We start from the raw sequence: 21,710 nt of genomic DNA, 5'->3' as shown, positions 1-21,710 counted from the left end.
TATATTAAAATCATGGGTGAACGATTCGCCGCAGGCCTGCCGTCCAATAACCCTTTAGGACATTATTTCGATGCCTTACATCTCACAGGATATTACTATACCTTTATTGGAGTTGCTCAAATCATAAAAGCTATAATATTACTGATCCCGAGAACATCCCTTCTCGGTGCGCTGATGTATTTTTCCTTTATCGTCAATATTTGTGTGCTGACTTATGCTACCCGCTTTGACGGTACCCGGGGCGTCACGATGATGTTATTGGCAAGCTTGTTTTTACTAATTTGGGACTATGACCGTTTAAAACACATTTTGCCATTTAAGCAGCCCAAAACGGAACCTCATGTATTAAAAAAGCCCCTGGGCAGACGCCTTCGGATCATATTTTTTGGAGGTTCCTTCGCAATCTTAGCCATTATCATTGTCGGTACTTACTATTTATATGAGATCGTACCGGGCAACTCTGAAGCTGAATGCAGAAATCAATGTGCTTCCATCAAAAACCCCGCGGCTTGCGAAGTTTTCTGCGACTGCATTTATAAACAAGGTCAACCGCTGGATAGTTGTTTGGCAACTTTTGATAAGGCAAAAGACATCCGCAAATCTGATGGGAAGCAGCACAAAGTGCGGCGCAATAGCATGCAATGATTTTCCATCTTTTTAGAAAAGGCGTTAGTCAAACGGGTTAACTAAAATATTTATTTTCAAACTGAGACACTACCGTTTATTTTTATACTTAAAGCCACCGTGAAAAGTGTAAACGCCAACTAAAAATTAAAAAAGATGTTTACACACCTGGAGCTCCTCGGGGAGCTTTCTTTTTAATCCCCCCGCTAAAATCCAAAAAATTTTTCCCGCCTCCGGCGGATATTAAGCTGACAGATTGCGCGATTTTTTTAAATAAAAATGTGGAAATGTGAATAAAAAAATTACACCGACCATCCCCTCGACAATCGGTGTAATCAATCTAATAATCGGTGTAATCCGAAAAAAAAAATCTTATTGCGCTTTAGCTAACCATAAAGAAGCATTGAGATGAAATGCCGGGTGTGATGTAAAGCCTGACGGTGCATCGCCAGACCAGCCGTTAAATAAGCTATCTCCGGTATCACCTGTACCATCATCCGCAGGCGAGCTGTCACCAATAAATACTACCCGGCCTGTACCGTAAGTTGATAGCAGTGCCATTACGCCCGTTGTGCCACCGTTTGTACTGCTGCTGCGCCAGAAAAGGCCCTGAACTGTTGCGTTTTGAGCGGGGAATAAAGTAGCCGTAGTCCCATTATAAAAAGCAAGTTTTGAAGCAGTCCCAGCCGCGCCGTTTAATACTTTTTGCGCATTGACGTCGGTACCTGTATAAACATTGCTGGTTGGTTGTTCATTGATGTCTATATAGTCAATATTAAAACCGAAAGGCTTATTATTGTTGATGCCGTTATTGGTCATCAGGTCATTCCATACCCGGGGAGAGTCAAATCCGTCACCATCCCTGTCCGAAGGATTATAGCCGTTTGCATCCGTACCGCCGGTTGTTGCTGCAGTATGGTCGCAAACCATCATTAATCCGCCGCCATTTGAAACAAAATTCATTATCGCAGTTTTTTCAGCAGCCGTGAATAAACGGTTAGGCTCAATTACCACATAAACATCATAATTGCTCAAATCCTGCGGATTAGCGGCGTTGCCATAAGTAATTGCGGTACCCACGGGCAGGGTTTCAACAAGCTCACCATCTTTAACCAATGCAACGGCCCATGAAGATGAAGCGCCCTTCCAATAAGTTTCAGCTGTTGTTGAAGTGATGCCTGTGTATGACGGTGTTGGGATCCGCTGCGCTTTGGTTTCAACCGTAGTACCGCCTGTGTAAAGAGGAACATTTTCTGTTCCGTCTGCATCAATCTGCCAGTCGGCGCTGCCTGCATTTTCATACTTGGTAGCATCAAAAAGGAATTTTTTTCCGGTTAAAACGGTGCCGCCACCGCCGCCGCCATTGTCATTTATGTTGATGTCATCAATATCTACCCTATTTGTTCCGCCGGTAAGTTTCCGGATCTCTAAACGGGCGCTGCCGGTAACATTTATAGTAAATGATTGTGTTTGCAGCGTAGTTGTGGTAGTTACATTGCCCCCGCTTTGGGTCCAGGTACTGCCGCCATTTGTTGAATACCATAAACCCCAGGTGCTTGCACCATCAGATCCGTAGGTGCCGTGTTTAATTGTTACGGTGCTAATGCCGGTAGTAACATCAAAAAGCATGGTGATTTTACCGGTGTTACGGATCCGGCCGGCCCATGCGCCATTTTTCAGATCGCCGCTTAAATTACCAATAAGTGCATCGTACATGTTCCACAAGCGGCTATGTATGGTAACATTGTCGCCGCCGCTTGATCCTGCTGGTGAAACATCATAAGCAGTTTTTGGACTGGTAGCGCCGACTTCAAAATCTTCAGTTAGCGAAACAGCATCCAAATGTAATTTGCTGGCTGAGTTTACCGCGATTTCTTTTTGAGGCGTTTTTGACTGAAGGTCGCTGCCTTTTTTACAGCTGGTAAGTAATGATCCCGATAATGCAATAACAATTGCGGGATAAAGCAGTTGTGTAGAAATTTTCATAATTTAAGGTTTAAATTTATTTATCTAAAATTCAATATTATTATCTTAAAAAGTGTTTATTAATTATTATATTAATATTAAGATAATAACCCATGAAATAAGACAAGCGACAACCTGCAGGTTGCAATAGCTGTTTTACAGTAAATAATGTAATTGCCTTTAGCTTTCGTATTTTTGCGGAAAATTAAACTTCGTCATTGCGGGAAACGAAGCAAACGCTGAGTTATGCAAATCAGCGAGTGCTGAAGCTATGTGGCGAATATTAGCTTGCGGCTTCTTCTTCCTTTTTAGGATAAAGGTCCGGGATTGTCCTGCGCGGAGTTTGCTTCGTTCCTCGCAATGACGCGGTGGTTTAAATGGGCGACCCTAAAACCAAAAAATTTTTCCCGCCTCCGGCGGATAATAAGCTGACAGATTGCGAGATTTTTTAAAGAAGAAATAATATCACCCCTTTAATCGGTGCAATCAAAAAAAATCGATATAATCCTATAAATAATCAGTGAGATCACTCTTCAAAATCAGTGAAATCATTAAATAAAAAAAATATGTTTGAAAACGAGGAAAGAACCAATATAGAGCAACTGGGAGAATTTGGATTAATAAACCATCTCACAAAAAATATAAAGATCGCGCAAAAAAGCACCACCAAAGGTGTTGGCGACGATGCCGCCGTGCTTGATTTTGAAGGAAAGAAAACATTGGTTTCTACAGATCTTTTGCTGGAAGGGATCCACTTCGATCTTGCATATACCCCGTTAAAACATTTGGGATACAAAGCAATCCAGGTAAACCTTAGTGATATTTATGCCATGAATGGTACAGCATCGCAGGTTACGGTTTCAATCGGGATCAGCAGCAAATTTCCGCTCGAAGCAGTTGAGGAATTGTACGAAGGCATTTACCTGGCCTGCGATAAATATAATATCGACCTGGTGGGTGGTGATACCTCATCGTCAAAGCAGGGCCTGGTTATTAGCGTAACATCAATTGGTTATGCCGATGAAAAGGATGTGGTTTACCGTAATGGCGCCGAAGATGGCGACCTGATCTGCGTATCGGGTGACCTGGGCGGAGCATATACCGGCTTGCAGCTGCTTGAACGTGAGAAACTGATCTACCTGGAAAATCCAAACATTCAGCCCGACCTGGAAGGGAAAGATTATATAGTTGAACGCCAGCTGAAACCCGAGGCCCGCAGGGATATTGTTGATCTGCTGAAAGAAATTGAGGTAAAACCAACCGCAATGATAGATATATCAGACGGCCTGGCATCCGAACTGCTGCACATCTGCAAGCAAAGTAATAAGGGCTGTAATTTATATGAGGAAAAGATCCCGCTTGACCCAATGACCTTTGATACCGCCCGCGAATTTAACCTGGACCCAACCGTTTGCGCCCTGAGCGGCGGCGAAGACTACGAGCTCCTCTTCACCGTTAAACAAGCCGACTACGATAAGATCAAGTTTAAAATGGACATCACCATCATCGGCTATATTACCGAGCCTTCAGCAGGCTGTAACTTAATTACAAAAGGAGGTGTGGTACATGCGTTAACCGCACAGGGATGGAACGCGTTTAAACCGGCTTCCTGAAGGGGCACGGCCGCCAATCACATCATCTCCGGTTATCTCATACTATAAAGAACAAATAGAAAGGTGAAAATTCCGAAGCCATTGGCCACATCGTTCCGGAACTGCAAAAAGGCAATTCCGGAACACTTTGACCATATTAATTTAATTCACCAGCCTTCCGCTTAAATCCACCGTTCTGGCAAAAGGGTTTAAAAAGCGGTTTGCCAATACGGCAAATTCCCTTCGGGAGATGGGGCGCTTAAGGTCGAAGTCTGACTTGAATTTATATTGGGCTTTCCATGCTTTTTGCATGCTTTTGATCAATAGCTGCGGCTCGGTCAGGGTATAGTCGCTGATGAATGATATAGCGTTACCTACGGTAAACATTTCGCCAGGCTTTTCCTTATTGAACCATAAAAATGCCCGGGTATATATCTCTGTTAAAACGGGCTTTACTTCATTAGTGCTAACAGCCGAATCGGGCATAAAAACAAAAGCTGCATTTTGCTGGCTGCCCCGTAACATGCCGGTTGAGCACACCTGCTGAACCGCCCGCCATGCAGGGTCATTTTGGCTGAGATCTGTAAAGGGTAACAAAGATCCTTTAAAATCCAAGAGCTCACCCTGTATTGTTCTTACATTTAAATGTTTGGTGGTGGTTTTAAAAAAGGCGCAAAAAGCAGCCACAGTGCCAACACCCTGCCCCAACTGAAGCTGCAGGGGTAAATATTGAATGTTCCTATCTCCCGGCAGCGCCTTCTCAGTAACCAGGATATTATCAGCATCCTTTACTAAAACAGCATTAACGGGGATACAAAAAGCGGGATATTGCGGATAATTAAGCTTAGGTGTATTAGCGTCATTATATAATTGCCCCGGCAATGCCTCGCCGGTGGCAATTGACGTGCGGTAGAGTTTTGTGTTGCTGTTATCTGCATGGTTGTCAAAAGTATCGTAAAATTTTGCCCCTGCTTTTGTGGCAACGGCCCCTGCTTCGGTGGCATCAATAACCACCCTTGCCTTAACTGTAATGGTTTTCCCGTTTTGTATGAGGCTTACTTCCCAGCGGTCGCCGTCTTTTTTAATGGCGCTGAATATGGCGTTTTGATATACGGTGAGTTTTTTTACGGTATCGGTAATTTTTTTCAGGATAGCTGTTCCGGCGCCGGGTTCAAACTTTATTGCAGCGTTTTGTGCAGTATCATACCCGGGGGTTTTGCTGTAAAGCTCCCTTACATGTTTGCGAAATTCGCCCCAAATGCCTGATGGAATATTATTGCCGGCATCTAAAACAAGCATCTGGCCTTCAAGCGTGCCACCGCCTATCTTAAAGCCATTGTCAGCCAGTACTGTTTTTACCTTACTGCGGCCGCATTGGATAGCTGAGGCAATCCCGCTGGCGCTGTTGCCTACAACAAGCACATCGGTTTTAATGGTTTGCGCATTTAAAAAAGAGGTATTTAAAAGAAGTAATAAAATTAAGAGCCGTTTTATCATAGGGGTGTAAATAACTTGTACAAAACGCTAAATTAGGGCAAAACCTTGTTGAAGATTAAAAATATACCTAATTTAAATTTTTTTAAGACCAATGACAGACGAACATGTAAAATACCCTATCGGGAAATTCAGGGCCCCGGTATCCTACACTACTGAAGACTTCAGTAAGTGGACCACTACTATAAAAGAATTTCCCGGCAGGTTGCGCCAGGCTATTATCAACCTGAATGAAAAACAGCTGGATATCCCATACCGTACAGGCGGATGGACAATAAGGCAGGTGGTTCACCATTGTGCCGATAGCCACATGAATTCCTTAATGCGTTTTAAATGGGCATTAACCGAAGAAAACCCTACAATAAAACCATACGAAGAAGGCGATTGGGCACTGCTGCCAGACTATCGCCTGCCTGTTGAACCATCATTAAGGCTACTTGAAGGCTTACACCTGCATTGGGTTGCCCTGCTTGAAAGCTTTACCGAGGATGAGTGGGCACGTACTTTTTTACATCCGGCATCGGGCGAAGCCATGCAGCTAAAAAAGGCACTTGCTTTATATGCATGGCACTGTAAGCACCATTTGGCACATGTAACGGAAACTATAAAGAAGCTGCAGGGATAAAACCATAACCCGGAGATCCTCCTAAAGCTACGGTGTATACACATCTTTTTGAATTTTTGGCGGGCTTTTATGCATGTAGCAACCTCTAAGTATAACACAACAGATAAGTATAACACGCACAGAAAATCAACAATGACCCATCGGGTCTACCCCTTTGTAGAAAAATATAATAACAAATGTATTGCCTCTTAGAGGCAATCCTTGACCCGCATGACCTTCAGATGGACAAAGGGTAGCCTCTATGAGGCAAAAAAGAATGAACCTGATGTTTCTACAAAGCGGTAAACCCTACGGGTCATAAGCCCAGGTAAAATATTACAGACATCTTTTTTTTATAAAAAGGTGTACACACAGAGGCCTTCTAAAGGAGCAAAACATTAGCAAAAAAAGAATTATCGTCTCCCACAGCGCTGTTTCAGAACTGTGGAACTGAAATAAACTGCGCAAGAAACGGGTTTCCCACCCTATGCAAAGCAGGTAGTTTTGTTGTATCAAATCACAACATTAATTATCTATATCATGCATCTTACAAGCGAACCTTCAATTTTATATTTCGGGACCCCGGTTGTTCTAATCGGCACAAAAAATGAAAACGGGACAGATAACCTGGCGCCCATGTCGTCTATATTCTGGCTGGGATGGCGGTGTATAATTGGTTTGGCTGCGGCCTCCAAAACAACGCAAAACCTGATGCGAAACAGGCAGTGCGTTTTAAATTTACCATCGGTAAATGAAGTTGGGGCAGTAAACAGGTTAGCTAAAACCACCGGATCAAACCCTATTCCGGAAGGAAAATTATTAAAAGGATACCGGTATGAGCAAGACAAGTTTTTAATAGCAGGCTTAACCAAACAGGATGCAGAAACCGTAGACGCACCGCGGGTAAAGGAATGCCCGGTGCAAATGGAAGCCGTTGTTGAAGCCGTACATGGTGTAGCCGAAGGCGACGCCGACCAGCGCGGTAAAATAGTAACCTTTGAACTGCGCATTCAAAAAGTTTATTTGGAGGAATCTATCCTGATGGATGGTCACACCAACCGGGTTGATCCGGATAAATGGAAGCCATTAATTATGAGCTTTCAGCAGTTTTACAGTTTAGGCGATAAGGTTCATACATCAATTCTTGGTGAGATCCCGGAACGGTTATATAATACTTTGGACAGGGAACGGGCGATAAAAAGTTATGAGTTAAGCGAGGCGTTGTGACCGGATAAATCTAAATTCTGGCATAAACTGCGCACACCTATCATCTCAGGAAAGAATGCTCCATAGGAGCTACCCCTTTGTAGAACTTTCATATCCAATTTTTGTGCCTCGTAGAGGCAAGTTACAGAATGAAGAAATTATTAATATCGAATGATGAATTTCGAATATCGAACGTCGAAGTTAACTTCGTTATTCAACATTCTATGTTCGGTGTTCGATATTTTTTATTCATTGCAATTCCTTTACTTAATAGCATTGCTCGTAGAGGCTACCCTCTTCTTATAAACGGCCTATCAGCATCTCCATCAGAGGGTTGCACCTACGGAGCAATTTTATTTTCTATTTTTTTCTACAAAGAGGTAGCTCCTGCGGAGCAATTCAATCTTTCAGTAAACAATAAATCACATCATGATTGATATAAACCGTTATTAATTTTAATCAAGTGCATAACTAATTGCAATTTCCATTGTATATTATTGGCATGATTACAAAGGGGCAGCAAGTTATAAGGGATTGGTACAAACAAAAAAACTGGGAACAGTTCGCTTTTCAGCGCGAAATGGAATCAGCTTATTTGGACGGCTTTTCCGGCTTGTTAAATGCACCTACAGGCAGCGGCAAAACTTTTGCGCTGTTCCTGCCTTTTTTGGCTGATTTTATAAATAAACACCCTGATACCTATACCACCCAAACCAACAATGGCTTATTAATGCTTTGGATAACCCCGCTGCGGGCCTTAACCAATGATATAAAAAAAGCCATGCAGGAAGTATGCGATGAGCTTGCCCTGCCCTGGCGCATAATGACCCGCACCGGCGATACCTCTGCCGCCGATAAGCTGTCCTTAAAAAAGAAACTGCCGGAAGTTTTACTTACCACGCCCGAAAGTCTGCACCTGATGCTGGCTCAAAAGGAGTATCCCAAATTGTTCAGCAGTCTGCAGGTAGTAGTAATTGACGAGTGGCATGAGCTGTTGGGCACTAAGCGGGGAGTACAGGTTGAATTAGGTTTATCCAGGCTAAAAGCCCTTTCAATAGTTGGCGGTGAGCAGTGGGCAGTGGGCAGTGGTAAGTTTGCAGTTGACGGTTTGCAGTTGGCAGATAGCAGAGTGACACCTGCTGGTAAAATTAAGGATATCGACAATAAAAAACAGCCAGCAGAGAACTGCCCACTGCCCACTGCTCACTGCCAACTCAAAATGTGGGGTATCAGCGCTACTATCGGCAATCTTGAACAAGCGGCAGAAGTTCTTTTGGGCAACGATTTTCCGCCTGACAGGGTAAAAATGGTGCGTGCCAACCTTAGTAAAAAGCTGTTGATAAAATCAATCATTCCTGATAATATTGAAAATTACTCGTGGGCGGGGCATATTGGTTTAAAGCTGCTGCCACAGGTGATGGAAATAGTTGCCCGGAGCAAAACAACGCTGATATTTACCAACACCCGCTCACAATCAGAGATCTGGTACCATGCCATTTTAGATAACTACCCGGAATATGCCGGCATAATGGCCATGCACCATGGCTCGCTTGACAATGAGCTGCGCAACTGGGTTGAACAGGCCCTGCATGCCGAAGCATTGAAGGTGGTGGTATGTACATCAAGCTTAGACTTAGGTGTTGACTTTCGCCCGGTTGATACGGTTGTGCAGGTTGGCAGCCCGAAAGGTGTAGCACGCTTTATGCAGCGGGCTGGGCGGAGCGGACATGCGCCGGGAGAGGTTTCAAGGGCTTATTTTGTACCTACTCACTCGCTCGAGTTATTGGAAGGCGCCGCATTAAAGCAGGCCATAAAAGAAGGCGTTTTTGAAAGCCGCGACCCAATGCTGCTTACTATGGATGTGCTGATCCAGTACATGGTTACCCTGGCGGTATCTGATGGGTTCCGCGCCGATGAATTGTTTAAAGAAGTAAAAAGTACCTATGCCTTTGCCGACCTTACCCGGAATGAATTTAACGAGCTTTTAGATTTTATTACCAGCGGCGGCAAAACCCTTGCCCAGTACGACGAATTTTTAAAGGTTGAGGTTGAGAATGGCTTATTTAAAGTGAACAGCCGAAGGGTGGCCATGCGGCACAGGCTCAGCATTGGCACCATTACCAGTGAATTAAGCATCAGGGTTAAATGGCTCAGCGGCGGCAGTTTGGGCACAATTGAAGAATCGTTTGTATCCAAATTAAAACCGGGTAACACCTTTTGGTTTGCCGGGCGCAGTTTGGAGTTTGTGCGGATAAAGGAGATGTCGGCCTACGTAAAAAAATCAAATGCAAGAAAGGGCATGATCCCCAGCTGGAATGGCGGCCGGATGCCTTTGTCGTCGCAACTATCGGCAGTATTCAGGGACAAACTTGATGAGGTTGCACATGGCATTGAACAGGATGAAGAAGTAGTGGCGCTGAAGCCCTTATTTGATCTGCAGGCACAGTTATCACACTTGCCACAGAGCCATGAGTTTTTGATAGAATCATTTAAATCCCGTGAGGGGCACCACCTTTTATTTTACCCTTTTGAGGGGCGTTTGGTGCACGAGGGCATGGCATCACTGCTGGCCTATCGCATCAGCAAAATAAAACCTGCCAGCTTTTCCATTGCCATGAATGATTACGGTTTTGAACTGTTAACTGACGAGGACATCCCTATTGAGCAGGCTTTGGAGGATGCTTCTTTTTTTTCTATAGACAACCTGATTGACGATATTCAGCACAGCCTGAATGCCAATGAGATGGCGCGCAGGCGTTTCAGGGATATAGCTCACATTGGCGGACTGGTATTTACAGGCTACCCCGGTCAGCAGATAAAAAATAAACACCTGCAGGCATCAACATCTTTATTATTTGAAGTGTTCAGCGAGTACGAGCCGGATAACCTGCTGGTAAGGCAAGCCTATAACGAGGCATTGGCATTTCAGCTGGAAGAATTCAGGCTGCGGATGGCCCTGCAGCGCATCATCAAACAAAATATCATCCTAAAAATCATTGACCGCCCCACCCCGTTCGCCTTCCCCATTATGGTTGACAGCCTGGGCCGCGAACGCTTAACTACAGAATCCCTGGAAGAACGGATAGCTAAAATGGCAAGGCAATATGGTGCGGATGAAGTGTGGGAAGAGTCGGAAAAGTCCGAAAGCCGGAAAGTACGGAAGCTGGGAATTACGAGGAAGAAAGGGTTTTAGGAGAGGAGAAAGCTAAAGGCGGAAAGCAGAAAGCTTTTTGTGCTAGTGTTGAGTCGAAAGTCTTAAGTCGCAAGTCTTAAGTCAAATTTTGTGTTTTTCTGACTTAGAACTCAAGACTTTCGACTCAAGACTAAGCGGCTTTGGTCTTTCAGCTTTTAGGAGAGCAGAAAGCTTTTTGTAAAGGGGGGATTTGCTTTAAGCTTTGGTCTTTTCGCTTTCAGCTTCCTCACGATTTTGGCGATTTTACAATGATAATTATCAGCCAAACAATTGAGAGCACCTGCACCATTATCATACTGCCGGTTATTAATTGGCCTCCCGGCCAGTGCAGTATTTTAAACGCCATCCCTATCATTAACCCTGCAAGGCTCAACATAAAAAGTATAATGGGGTACCGGAAATTAGAAAACATCGAATGATCTATTTAGCGCTTTTTTGTTTCCTGTTTTTTATCATCCTGAAAAATAAAAACCCAAACGCAGCACCCAGCAACAAGCTGCCCCATGTTTCAGTTTTTGGATCGTAATTAAATACGATCACTGTCATCAGGGCGATTGCAATTATGCCTATAAACAGGTATATATAAACTTTTTTCATTATGACTCCTTCTGATTCAATTTCGTTGCGAAATTAATTCAAAAACATGGTGATTTTATATTTCAATTATTTTAAAGCATCAGATCCTGCTTCATTACTGGTAATAAAGCAAAATTTACAGACAGTGAAGGATGGTTATTGGGCAAACTAAGTTAATTTAGTGATCTATAAACCAATTATCAATGAGATCATTTTTTACTGCCGCCTTATTTATTTGCAGCCTGCTGCTTGTAAAAACAGGCTTTGCCCAAACTGCAGATCAAACCATTTTGACAAATCCCTGGAATGCTTACTGGATAAATGCCAAAAACGAAACCGGCAGGGATTATGGTGTATTTTATTTCAGAAAGAGCATTGACCTGGCGGCTAAACCCACGTCATTCATGGTTAATGTATCTGCAGATAACCGGTATAAATTATATGTTAACGGCACGCTGGTTTCTGTTGGCCCTGCCCGTGGCGATACTTATTACTGGAATTATGAAAAAATTGATCTTGCGCCTTATCTTATCACCGGAAAAAATACCGTATCGGCAATTGTTTGGAACGAGGCTGAATTGCGCCCGGAAGCACAGATCTCCCTGCGCACCGCATTTATATTACAGGGCAGCACTGCCAATGAGGAACTGCTGAATACAAACAGCACCTGGAAATGCATCCGCGACAAAGCTTATCAGCCTGTTACGGGTGGCGTTGGCTACCCAGCCTATTATGTTGCCGGTCCCGGTGAAATGGTTGACCAAAGCAAAACCCTTAAAGGCTGCATGACTGCCGGTTTTGACGACAGCGCATGGCCAAATGCCGGGACGATGGAACATGGAAAACCCAAAGGTATGGCTGACGCTTTCGGATGGATGCTGGTGCCATCATCACTGCCCCAAATGGAACGTACCTATCAGCGCATCCCGGTTTTGCGCAAAGCGGAGGGTCTTAGTGCGCCTGCATCATTCCCGGCAACAAAAACGGCTATAACTATTCCTGCAAACACTACAGCTACCTTACTGCTGGACCAAACTTATTTAACCAATGCCTACTTAACGCTTAACTTCAGCAAGGGAAAGGGTGCTGGTATCTCCATTACCTATGCCGAAGCCATGTTTGATAATTTAAAAAAGTACCACTCCCGCAAAGGCAACCGGAATGATATTGAAGGAAAGGATTTTGCCGGCAGAAAGGACAGCCTGATAGCCGATGGCAGCGATGGCCAAACATTTACCACACTTTACTGGCGCACTTACCGCTACATCCGGTTAATAGTACAAACTAAAGACGAGCCGCTGGCGATTGAGGATATTTACGGAACTTCAACAGGCTATCCATTTCAGCTGAATGCGAAATTAAAAACGGACGACCCAGAAATGCAAAAAATGCTGGAGATTGGCTGGCGTACCGCGCGTATGGATGCTATTGAAACCTACATGGACTGCCCGTATTACGAGCAGCTGCAATACATAGGCGACGGGCGCATCCAGATGATGCTATCCTATTACAACAGCGGCGACGACAGGCTGGCCCGCAACGCCATTAACCTGATGGACCAATCGCGTATTGCAGAGGGGCTTACCCTGAGCAGGCACCCATCCTATAGCCCGCAGATCATTTCTACCTTTTCGTTATGGTATATTGGTGTGCTGCACGATTACTGGATGTACCGGCCCGACAGCAGTTTTGTAAAAGAAAAATTACAGGGTGCGCGCACGGTGCTTGATTTTTTCAGCAAGTATCAGCAAGCCGACGGGTCATTAAAAAACACGCCTTATTGGACATTTGTTGACTGGGCATCAAGTTGGGGCTATGGCATGCCTCCTAAAGGAACCAAAGGCGGATCATCAATCCTCGACCTGCAATTGCTGATAGCCTATCAGCAGGCTGGAGAAATGGAAGCTAAAATGGGGATGCCTGCTTTTGCCAGTATGTACAGGACTAAAGCAGCCCAGCTAAAGCAAACCATCCAAAATAAATATTGGGACCCGGTTAAAAAACGGTATGCTGATACTGAAGACAAAAACATTTTTTCGCAGCATGCAAACTCACTGGCCATATTAACGGGGCTGATAAAAGGTACCGGTGCAACAGCATTAGGCAAAAGTATTTTGGCAGATACCACATTAACGCAATGCACCATCTACTTTAAATATTACATGCACCAGGCTTTGGTAAAGGGAGGGTTAGGGAACGATTATATGAAATGGCTTGATGTATGGCGTAATAACATAAAAATGGGCCTTACTACCTGGGCCGAGATCAGCGATCTGCCCAATAGCCGTTCAGATTGCCATGCCTGGGGTGCCAGTCCGAATATTGAGTTTTTTAGAACGATTTTAGGGATTGACAGCTATGCACCCGGTTTTGCCAAAGTAAAAATTGAACCCCATTTAGGCGATCTGAAAACAGCAGGCGGCGAGATCCCTCACCCTAACGGAAAGGTAGCTGTTGAATATACGCTGGATAAATCTGCCTGGAAAATTAAGATCATGCTGCCGCAAAAAACTACAGGTTTATTTGTGTGGAAGGGGAAAGTGTACCCGATAAAAGCCGGCGAGAATTTGTTTAAGATCTGATGAGTAAGATTTGAGATGTGAGATAAAATAGGGCATTGAAAGATTTAAAAATCCAGTAATAGGATAAAAATGCTACGTTAGCTTACAGCCCTGGCAGAAAAAGCAAAGAGCGATGCTTATCTTTTGAAGATAAACCCCGCTCTTTCTTACTTTCGGACTCCTTTTAAATTATAGTACCGCTGGGAATAATAGCCCGCTTTTTCACTATCACAATTCCGTCCTGAACAACGTAAGCACCGTAATCGCCGTTCTCCAATTTTTCGCCGCAGTTTATCTGCACATCATCACCAATATATGAGTTTTTATCAATAATGGCATTTTTTATATGGCACCTGTCGCCAATACCCATAATAGGCGACTTGCTTTCGTGCGATTCAGCAATTTGTTCTAATGTTTGGTAGTTATCGCTACCCATTACATAACAATTTTCAATAATAGATTCAAAGCCAATGCGGGTACGGATCCCGATGACAGAACGGCTTATCTCGCTGGCGTTAATAATACATCCGTCAGAAATAAGAACTTTGTCAACATGCGTGCCCGACATTTTTGACGGCGGCAACATCCGTGCGCGGGTATAAATGGGATGCTTATCAAAAAGGTTAAATTTAGGAATGTCATCCGTTAAACCAATATTGGCTTCAAAAAATGATGGAATGGTACCAATATCTGTCCAATAGCCCTCATATTGATAGCTTAAAACTTTATGGTCGGTTATTGATTGGGGGATGATCTCCTTTCCAAAATCGGTTCGGTCATTCCCGTCCAGCAGCTCATATAAAAGCTTTCTGTTAAAAATATAAATACCCATTGACGCAAGGTACACTCTTCCTTCAGCCTCCATTTGAGGACTTACCGCCGATGCCCAGCTTTCAAAATCGCTTTGGGGCTTCTCGATAAATGAAGTTACGAGATTATTTACATCCGTTTTTAAGATTCCAAAACCCGGGACATCATTCGCATGTACAGGTATGGTAGCAATACATATATCGGCATTTGAGGCGATATGCTGCTCAATCATATGTTCAAAATCCATCTGGTATAACTGATCGCCCGAAAGGATCAGCACATACTCAAAATCATGCACGGCCAGGTGGTGCAAGCTTTGCCTTACAGCATCGGCCGTGCCCTGGTACCAGCCAATGTTTGTCGGCGTTTGCTCGGCAGCCAAAATATCAACAAAAGCCTCACTGAAGTTGCTGAAATGATAGGTGTTTTTTATATGCTTATTTAATGACGCCGAATTAAACTGCGTTAACACATAAATCCGGTGTATGCCCGAGTGCAGGCAATTTGAAATGGGGATATCAACCAGCCGGTACTTACCGGCAATTGGCACTGCCGGCTTTGAACGGGTTGTGGTTAATGGGGCCAAACGGCTGCCCTGGCCACCGCCAAGAACAATGCAAATTACTTTAGATGTCATATAGTTGGATTTAAACTTTCATAAAGGGTTATATATTCTTTGGCCGACCTATCCCATGAAAAATCGAGCGCCATCATTAATTTACGTAAGGTTTGCAGTTGTTTTTCATTGCCATAAAGCACCAAAGCCCGGCCTACGGCAACGCAAATATCTTCAACACTGGCATTGTTATAGCGGATGCCATAACCGCCTTCATCACCAAAATCAATAACTGTATCATGTAAACCACCTGTATTTCTTACCATTGGCAAGGTTCCGTAACGCAGGGAATACAGCTGGTTAAGGCCGCATGGCTCAACCCGCGAAGGCATCAGCAAAAAGTCGGCCCCGGCATAAATTAAATGTGCAAGTGCTTCATCATAACCAATAAACACATTACATTGGTCGGGATAAAAATCCCTTAGCTGTAATAGCTCTTTTTCCATCTCCTTATCGCCTGCACCTAAAACTAAAAAGTTAAACTGGCCGGGGTATTCATTAAAGCTTTGCTCCATGGCAGTACCTATCAGGTCGGCCCCTTTTTCAATTACCAGTCGTCCAATAAATGCAATCAGCGGTTTTTCGGGCGATAGATTGAACCTGGCACATAAAGCATCTTTATTGGCCTGTTTTTTTGGCAGTGATTTTATCGAAAACTTTTCGGCAATCATAGGGTCGGTTTTCGGATCCCATATCGAAGTGTCTATCCCGTTGATGATCCCAACTCCTTTTGCCTTCTCCAGGTAAAACAAATATTCAAGCCCGTTTGAGTTGATGGTTAGCTCTTCGAGGTATGTAGGCGAAACAGTGGTATAGCGCCAGCAGCATTTTACAGCGCAGGCTAATGGGTTAATAGCACCGGCCCAGTCAAGCAAGCCGGTTTGCGACAGGTCGATCTCGGGCAAATATGAAAGCTTGTCCCAGCCGAAGGCACCGTGATATTGCCCGTTATGGATAGTAAATACGATTGGTGTAGCGGCAAGCCGGGTATATAATTTTGAGTGTTGCAGTAAAAACGGAACCAGGCCCGAATGATGATCATGACAATGGATCAGGTCCGGCGATTGCTGCGAGTAGCTTATCCAATCCAAAAATGCGATCTGGAAGGCTATGAACTGCTCAGTTTCGTCGGGATAGCTGTAAATTTCGTGCCGGTCAAGCAGGCCGGGAATCTTCACTAAAAATAATTCAAAGCCAAGCTTATTATTTTTTTCCTTTAATATTTCGAAATATAAACGGCGCGTTCCCAGCAGCGTTGAGCTTTGAAAAACGGTGTCGAACTCGTTTTCATGTACAAATTTTCGATTATAGTACGGCATTACCACTGCCGCCTGCAGGCCTGCCTGGTTTTGATATTTGGGCAATGCCCCAACAACGTCTGCCAATCCGCCAACTTTAGCAACGGGGTAACACTCGGCACTTAGGTGAAAAACTCTCATAGGGGAATTTGATGGCTCAATTTAAGCAAAGAATTGTTTAAATATAGAACCATGAAGCCCATAATCTGTTTAAAAAAATTATTTTTATTATTTGTTTAGTCGATGTGGCTATTCATTTATAAAATACAAGGCATACAGCTTATTTTTTATGATAATGATATTTTTTGAAAGATATTTAATATGGTTTTTAAGAAAATGACAATATCCTATACCACAAGATCACTAAAGGAATGCTCATTAGTTTAAACCTGGTCGAGTTATTTATCAGGAATATGACTTTGCCTGAAGATGTTTCTATTTTAGAATAACTCTTTTTAGTTCCAATGCTTTGAAATAATAATATTTGCAGTGGATGTGTCAGTATAAATTATTTTTCCTTTTGAAATGAGCCTTACACTGATCCCCACAGGAGTTTGTTGAAGCGTATCAATATCCAAATCGACAGAGGCGGAAAAAATTTCCCTATTATTAATACCAAAATTAACAAGCTTATATTCTTTATCTTTTATTTTTATTTCTCCGTCGAACGACGCACCAGGCTCTCTTGCACAAACTCCATTTATAAAAAACCTTTCACCGGGTTTTACTTTTGTAGTAGTTCCATCTTTAGGGTTCGAAACTCTTATGATGTTTAGGTAATGGTTTGAAACATTGTTTTTAAATACCGTTACACTACAAACTACAATTTCAATTAATAATGCATAAAAAAGCTTCTCCCTAAATTTGGGATCAATTTTCACAACATCAACGACAGATAATAAGGTAATGGCTGCGGTACAGATGAACACGGCAGCGCAGGTCCAGGTAATCAAATCAATAACTGACATAAGAATTAGGTTTAAGTATTTAATAATCAAATATATATATATTATTGGCACAAAACAATAAGGGATTAGCCTTTTACTGAATTTTATTTGAGCAATTGTTTTGTAATAGTAATATGTACAGTTGAGATGTCGGAAGTAAGTGTTTTCCCGCTAGCAACAAGCCTTACGCTAATTTTTGCAGGGATCTGTTCTGCTAAATCAATACCTAAACGGGTTGATGCAGTAAATATGTCCCTGTTGCCAATGCCAAAATTGATAAGCTTATAAGTTATGTTGTTCATTTCCACTTCCCCATCAAATATTGCATCCGGTTGTTTTTTACAAACGCCGTTTATATAAAATAATGCCCCCGGATTTACTTTGGTGGTTACGCCTTTATTGGAGTTGTCTCCAACAAAACGTGATGCTCATGGTTTGTGTTATTTCGCACGTTATGTCCTACTGCCTGTTTGTCTACACATGGCATCATCCTGCTTAGGGCACAAAAAAAGCAACTTAATCAACCTAATCCAACCTAATCAACCACTCACCAACCCATCAATGTGCTTCCAGCCAATTTACCCCTATCCCGATCTCAACCATAATAGGCACGGTGGTTTTTATGGCATTTTTCATGTTCTCCATAATAATGGGTTTTACAATTTCTACCTCATGATGCGGCACATCAAATACCAACTCATCATGTACCTGCATGGTCATGCGGGCATCAAGGTTGCGGGCTTTAAACTCCCGGTGGATGTTGATCATCGCTATCTTGATCATATCAGCTGCCGAGCCCTGGATGGGGGCGTTAATGGCATTTCGTTCGGCAAAACCACGCACGGTTGCATTGGCGGAGTTTATATCACGCAGGTACCTGCGCCTGCCCATCAGGGTACACACATAACCGTTTTCGCGGGCAAAGTTCATGGTATCGCTCATGTAGTTTTTAATGCCGGGAAATTGTGCGAAATAGTTATCAATTATCTCAGCCGCCTCCTTACGCGGGATGCCCAAACTTTGAGATAACCCAAACGCCGACTGCCCATAAATAATGCCGAAATTTACTGCTTTGGCATTACGGCGCTGCTCGCTGCTTACTTCATCCAGACCTATGCCGTAAACGTTGGCGGCAGTTGCCGTATGGATGTCAAGGTTCTTAACAAAAGCTTCCATCATATTCGCATCCTTGCTGATCTCGGCTATAATGCGCAGCTCTATCTGCGAATAATCCGCAGATACGATGGTGTGCCCGCTATCACGCGGAATAAAGGCCTTACGTACCTCCCTGCCGCGCTCCGTTTTTATCGGGATATTCTGCAGGTTGGGATTGGTGGAGCTTAACCTGCCCGTTGCTGCTACCGCCTGGTTGTATGAAGTATGCACCCGGCCCGTTTTTGGGTTTACCATAGTTGGGAGGGCGTCAACATAAGTTGATTTTAGTTTTTGCAGCTGCCGGTAATCTAAAATATCGCGCACGATGTCGCTTTTTGCGGCCAGTGACAGCAGCACATCCTCACCGGTTTGGTACTGGCCGGTTTTTGTCTTTTTGGCTTTAGGGTCCAGCATCAGCTTTTCAAAAAGCACTTCGCCCAATTGTTTTGGCGATGCGATATTGAAGCGCACCCCAGCCTTTTCGTATACTATTTTCTCCAGCTTTGCTATATCAATTTCCAGTTCTTTGGAGAACTCCTTCAGCGTATCATGATCAATTTTTACGCCTTCATATTCAATATCTGCCAGCACATAGATAAGCGGATGCTCAATTTCGTGGATCAGCTTTTCGCTTTGAGCTTCTTTAAGCTTAGGCTCAAATACTGTTTTTAATTGCAGGGTGATGTCGGCATCTTCGGCGGCGTATTCCTTTATCTTTTCTATCTCCACATCGCGCATATTACCCTGGTTTTTGCCTTTGGCCCCAATAAGCTCGGTGATGGAAACCGGTTTATAGCCCAGGTAATTTTCCGACAGGATATCCATATTATGCCGGGTATCCGGGTCAATAATATAATGCGCCATCATGGTATCAAACAAGTCGCCTTTAACCTCAACGCCGTACCATTTCAGCATCAGGATATCGAACTTTAAATTCTGACCGGTTTTTCCTATCGCGGCATCTTCCAGTACAGGCTTAAACTCTTTTACTATATTTTTTATTCCTTCATCATCAACAGGTACAGGCACATACCAGGCCTCGCCGGCTTTTACCGCGAATGACAGGCCTACCAGCTCACAATGATTGGCATCGGTTCCTGTAGTTTCAGTATCAAAGCAGAAGCTTTTTTGTTGTTTTAATATAGTGATGAGCTCGCTCCGTTTCTCAAAAGTATCGGCTAAATGGTATTCGTGCGGAACGGTATGGATATTCTTTATTTCAACGGATGTTGGCGGTTCGTAAATATCTTCCACATCAACCGTCATGGTGGTGCGGCCTTCAGCAACAGGGTTGCCGAACAGATCGGTTTGGATAGATACCGCTTTGGTTTCTGTAATACTGAAATCATCTCCAAAAACACGCCTGCCTAAAGTTCTGAATTCAAGCTCTGCAAATAATGGCTCCAGCAGATCCTTGCTTGGAGCGCACATTTCCAGCCCGGCTTCGTCCAGATCAACCGGTACATTTAGGTTGATGGTAGCCAGTCTTTTCGACATTAAGCCCTGTTCTGCAAATTGCTCTACGTTTTCACGCTGTTTGCCTTTTAGCTCGTGGCTATGGGCAATAATTTCCTCTACCGATCCATATTGTTTGATCAGCGCCTTGGCGGTTTTTTCACCGATGCCGGGGATGCCGGGTATTCCGTCTACCGCATCGCCCCAAAGTCCCAAAATATCAATAACCTGGTCAACGCGTTCAATTTCCCATTTCTCTAAGATCTCTTTCACGCCCAGGATCTCCATCTCGTTACCCATCCGGGCAGGTTTGTAAACAAAGATATTTTCAGATACCAGCTGGCCAAAATCCTTATCGGGCGTCATACAGTAAACCTGGTAGCCCTTTGCTTCGGCTTTTTTGGCGAGGGTGCCTATAATATCATCGGCCTCAAAACCATCTGAGGTTATCAGTGGAATATTGAAACCTAAAACAACTTTAAATATGTAGGGCAATGCTTTTGAAAGGTCCTCGGGCATTGTTTCGCGATGGGCTTTGTAAGCTTCAAATTCGGTATGGCGTTCTGTTGGCGCGTCGGTATCAAATACCACGGCCATGTGTGTAGGCTTTTCTTTCCGTAATACCTCCAGCAGGGTATTGGTAAAACCCATTACAGCCGACGTATTTAACCCGCCCGATGTAAACCGCGGACTTTTACTCAACGCAAAATGAGCCCGGTAAATTAGGGCCATGCCATCCAGAAGAAATAGTTTTTTCATGATATTTACACTAATTGCACGAAATAAATCGAATTGCACGAATTCTTTTTAAGGTTTTGATGCAAATGGTTCTATGCAAAAATAGAATTATTAACGGTATAGTTAAATTCGGAAAATCCAAAAACTTTCACCCTAACCCATGACTCTTTTAATTCGTGAAATTCGAATAAATTCGAGACGTTTATTGCCTGCTCCATTCGTAAAATCCGAAAAAATCCGCAAGTATTATCGCCTCCCTGATTCGTGAAATTTGATTTAATTCGTGAATTCGTGTCAATTATTTAAAGCGGCACTCCGGCACATGATCATTCACCATACCGGTGGCCTGCATATGGGCATAGCAAATTGTAGTGCCAAAAAACTTGAAGCCGCGTTTTTTCATATCCTTGCTGATAGCATCCGAGATTGGTGTACTTGCCGGTGTAATTCCTGAAAAGTTATTGATCGGTTTCCCATCGGGCATAAAGCTGTAAAGGTATTTATCAAACGAGCCAAACTCTTCCTGGATCTTAATAAACAGTTTTGCATTACTTATAGCAGCCAAGATCTTTAAGCGATTGCGGATAATCCCTGTGTCCTGCATTAAACGCTCCACGTCAGCATCAGTAAAGGCAGCTACCTTTTTAACATCAAAATTGGAAAATGCTTTTCTATAGCCCTCCCTGCGGCGCAAAATGGTGATCCAGCTTAAACCGGCCTGTGCCGATTCAAGGATGAGGAATTCAAATAACGTATGGTCGTCGTGGACTTCTTTGCCCCATTCTTCGTCATGGTATTTAATGTATAATTCGTCTGTGCCTGCCCAGCGGCAGCGGTGTAAGTCTTGAGTCTTAAGTTTTGAGCCTTGAGTCATTT

General features: G+C 43.5%; 16 protein-coding genes. 6 read left to right on the top strand and 10 right to left on the bottom strand.

Annotated features, from left to right (window positions below; all coding sequences use genetic code 11):
• Nucleotides 1–645 (top strand): hypothetical protein (locus JWQ54_RS01390; protein WP_299579113.1); only part of this gene is annotated, 645 nt, incomplete at its 5' end.
• Between the two features lie 351 nt (nt 646–996).
• On the opposite strand, the gene JWQ54_RS01385 is transcribed toward JWQ54_RS01390, so the two are convergent.
• Complete coding sequence (locus JWQ54_RS01385; protein WP_299579111.1) at nt 997–2,610, bottom strand: hypothetical protein; 1,614 nt, start codon at nt 2,608–2,610, stop codon at nt 997–999.
• Nucleotides 2,611–3,155: 545 nt separating this feature from the next.
• Here JWQ54_RS01385 and thiL point away from each other — a divergent pair.
• Complete coding sequence (thiL, locus tag JWQ54_RS01380) at nt 3,156–4,202, top strand: thiamine-phosphate kinase (RefSeq protein ID WP_299579109.1); 1,047 nt, start codon at nt 3,156–3,158, stop codon at nt 4,200–4,202.
• 141 nt (nt 4,203–4,343) lie between these two features.
• Here the strand turns inward: thiL and JWQ54_RS01375 are convergent, their stop codons facing one another.
• A complete protein-coding gene (locus JWQ54_RS01375; protein ID WP_299579107.1) occupies nt 4,344–5,678 on the bottom strand; it encodes an FAD-dependent oxidoreductase in 1,335 nt (444 codons plus the stop codon).
• 91 nt (nt 5,679–5,769) lie between these two features.
• Here JWQ54_RS01375 and JWQ54_RS01370 point away from each other — a divergent pair, with 91 nt between their 5' ends.
• The 3 genes from JWQ54_RS01370 to JWQ54_RS01360 all read left to right on the top strand — a co-directional run bounded on the left by JWQ54_RS01370 (nt 5,770) and on the right by JWQ54_RS01360 (nt 10,678).
• Nucleotides 5,770–6,300 carry a YfiT family bacillithiol transferase gene (locus JWQ54_RS01370; RefSeq protein WP_299579105.1) on the top strand — a complete coding sequence of 177 codons (531 nt, stop codon included), beginning with the start codon at nt 5,770–5,772 and terminating at the stop codon, nt 6,298–6,300.
• Nucleotides 6,301–6,819: 519 nt separating this feature from the next.
• The gene (locus JWQ54_RS01365) at nt 6,820–7,506 is read left to right on the top strand and encodes a flavin reductase family protein (RefSeq protein ID WP_299579103.1); all 687 of its coding nucleotides are present in this window, start codon (nt 6,820–6,822) and stop codon (nt 7,504–7,506) included.
• A gap of 481 nt (nt 7,507–7,987) precedes the next feature.
• A complete protein-coding gene (locus JWQ54_RS01360; protein ID WP_299579101.1) occupies nt 7,988–10,678 on the top strand; it encodes a ligase-associated DNA damage response DEXH box helicase in 2,691 nt (896 codons plus the stop codon).
• A gap of 226 nt (nt 10,679–10,904) precedes the next feature.
• On the opposite strand, the gene JWQ54_RS01355 is transcribed toward JWQ54_RS01360, so the two are convergent.
• Entirely contained in the window at nt 10,905–11,090 is a 186-nt protein-coding gene (locus JWQ54_RS01355; RefSeq protein WP_299579099.1) for a hypothetical protein, read from the bottom strand.
• Nucleotides 11,091–11,098: 8 nt separating this feature from the next.
• A complete protein-coding gene (locus tag JWQ54_RS01350) occupies nt 11,099–11,275 on the bottom strand; it encodes a hypothetical protein (RefSeq protein ID WP_299579097.1) in 177 nt (58 codons plus the stop codon).
• 182 nt (nt 11,276–11,457) lie between these two features.
• Between JWQ54_RS01350 and JWQ54_RS01345 the strand changes: the two genes are divergently transcribed.
• On the top strand, nt 11,458–13,836 hold the full coding sequence (locus tag JWQ54_RS01345) for an alpha-L-rhamnosidase C-terminal domain-containing protein (protein ID WP_299579095.1): 2,379 nt from the start codon (nt 11,458–11,460) through the stop codon (nt 13,834–13,836).
• 163 nt (nt 13,837–13,999) lie between these two features.
• Here JWQ54_RS01345 and JWQ54_RS01340 read toward each other — a convergent pair whose 3' ends face one another.
• The 6 genes from JWQ54_RS01340 to JWQ54_RS01315 all read right to left on the bottom strand — a co-directional run bounded on the left by JWQ54_RS01340 (nt 14,000) and on the right by JWQ54_RS01315 (nt 21,708).
• Complete coding sequence (locus JWQ54_RS01340) at nt 14,000–15,262, bottom strand: glucose-1-phosphate adenylyltransferase (RefSeq protein WP_299579093.1); 1,263 nt, start codon at nt 15,260–15,262, stop codon at nt 14,000–14,002.
• Entirely contained in the window at nt 15,259–16,680 is a 1,422-nt protein-coding gene (locus tag JWQ54_RS01335; RefSeq protein WP_299579091.1) for a glycogen synthase, read from the bottom strand. The genes JWQ54_RS01340 and JWQ54_RS01335 overlap by 4 nt, the downstream gene beginning before the upstream one ends.
• A gap of 314 nt (nt 16,681–16,994) precedes the next feature.
• A complete protein-coding gene (locus JWQ54_RS01330) occupies nt 16,995–17,507 on the bottom strand; it encodes a hypothetical protein (RefSeq protein WP_299579089.1) in 513 nt (170 codons plus the stop codon).
• An 83-nt stretch (nt 17,508–17,590) separates the two neighbouring features.
• Nucleotides 17,591–17,788 (bottom strand): hypothetical protein, encoded by a 198-nt coding sequence (locus tag JWQ54_RS01325; RefSeq protein WP_299579087.1) that lies wholly within the window; start codon nt 17,786–17,788, stop codon nt 17,591–17,593.
• Nucleotides 17,789–18,044: 256 nt separating this feature from the next.
• Nucleotides 18,045–20,855, bottom strand: coding sequence for a DNA polymerase I (gene polA, locus JWQ54_RS01320; protein WP_299579086.1), 2,811 nt, complete (start codon nt 20,853–20,855; stop codon nt 18,045–18,047).
• A 277-nt stretch (nt 20,856–21,132) separates the two neighbouring features.
• On the bottom strand, nt 21,133–21,708 hold the full coding sequence (locus tag JWQ54_RS01315) for a DNA-3-methyladenine glycosylase I (protein ID WP_299579084.1): 576 nt from the start codon (nt 21,706–21,708) through the stop codon (nt 21,133–21,135).
• Nucleotides 21,709–21,710 lie beyond the last annotated feature (2 nt).

This window comes from Mucilaginibacter sp. (assembly GCF_028288225.1).
In the GTDB taxonomy this organism is placed as follows: Bacteria; Bacteroidota; Bacteroidia; order Sphingobacteriales; family Sphingobacteriaceae; genus Mucilaginibacter.
This window is presented reverse-complemented; position numbering and strand designations above follow the sequence as displayed.

Coding starts and splice junctions, on each gene's coding strand:
- JWQ54_RS01385 (WP_299579111.1), bottom strand. CDS start 2,610: ATGAAAATTTCTACACAACTGCTTTATCCCGCAATTGTTATTGCATTA.
- thiL (WP_299579109.1), top strand. CDS start 3,156: ATGTTTGAAAACGAGGAAAGAACCAATATAGAGCAACTGGGAGAATTT.
- JWQ54_RS01375 (WP_299579107.1), bottom strand. CDS start 5,678: ATGATAAAACGGCTCTTAATTTTATTACTTCTTTTAAATACCTCTTTT.
- JWQ54_RS01370 (WP_299579105.1), top strand. CDS start 5,770: ATGACAGACGAACATGTAAAATACCCTATCGGGAAATTCAGGGCCCCG.
- JWQ54_RS01365 (WP_299579103.1), top strand. CDS start 6,820: ATGCATCTTACAAGCGAACCTTCAATTTTATATTTCGGGACCCCGGTT.
- JWQ54_RS01360 (WP_299579101.1), top strand. CDS start 7,988: ATGATTACAAAGGGGCAGCAAGTTATAAGGGATTGGTACAAACAAAAA.
- JWQ54_RS01355 (WP_299579099.1), bottom strand. CDS start 11,090: ATGTTTTCTAATTTCCGGTACCCCATTATACTTTTTATGTTGAGCCTT.
- JWQ54_RS01350 (WP_299579097.1), bottom strand. CDS start 11,275: ATGAAAAAAGTTTATATATACCTGTTTATAGGCATAATTGCAATCGCC.
- JWQ54_RS01345 (WP_299579095.1), top strand. CDS start 11,458: ATGAGATCATTTTTTACTGCCGCCTTATTTATTTGCAGCCTGCTGCTT.
- JWQ54_RS01340 (WP_299579093.1), bottom strand. CDS start 15,262: ATGACATCTAAAGTAATTTGCATTGTTCTTGGCGGTGGCCAGGGCAGC.
- JWQ54_RS01335 (WP_299579091.1), bottom strand. CDS start 16,680: ATGAGAGTTTTTCACCTAAGTGCCGAGTGTTACCCCGTTGCTAAAGTT.
- JWQ54_RS01330 (WP_299579089.1), bottom strand. CDS start 17,507: ATGTCAGTTATTGATTTGATTACCTGGACCTGCGCTGCCGTGTTCATC.
- JWQ54_RS01325 (WP_299579087.1), bottom strand. CDS start 17,788: ATGAACAACATAACTTATAAGCTTATCAATTTTGGCATTGGCAACAGG.
- polA (WP_299579086.1), bottom strand. CDS start 20,855: ATGAAAAAACTATTTCTTCTGGATGGCATGGCCCTAATTTACCGGGCT.
- JWQ54_RS01315 (WP_299579084.1), bottom strand. CDS start 21,708: ATGACTCAAGGCTCAAAACTTAAGACTCAAGACTTACACCGCTGCCGC.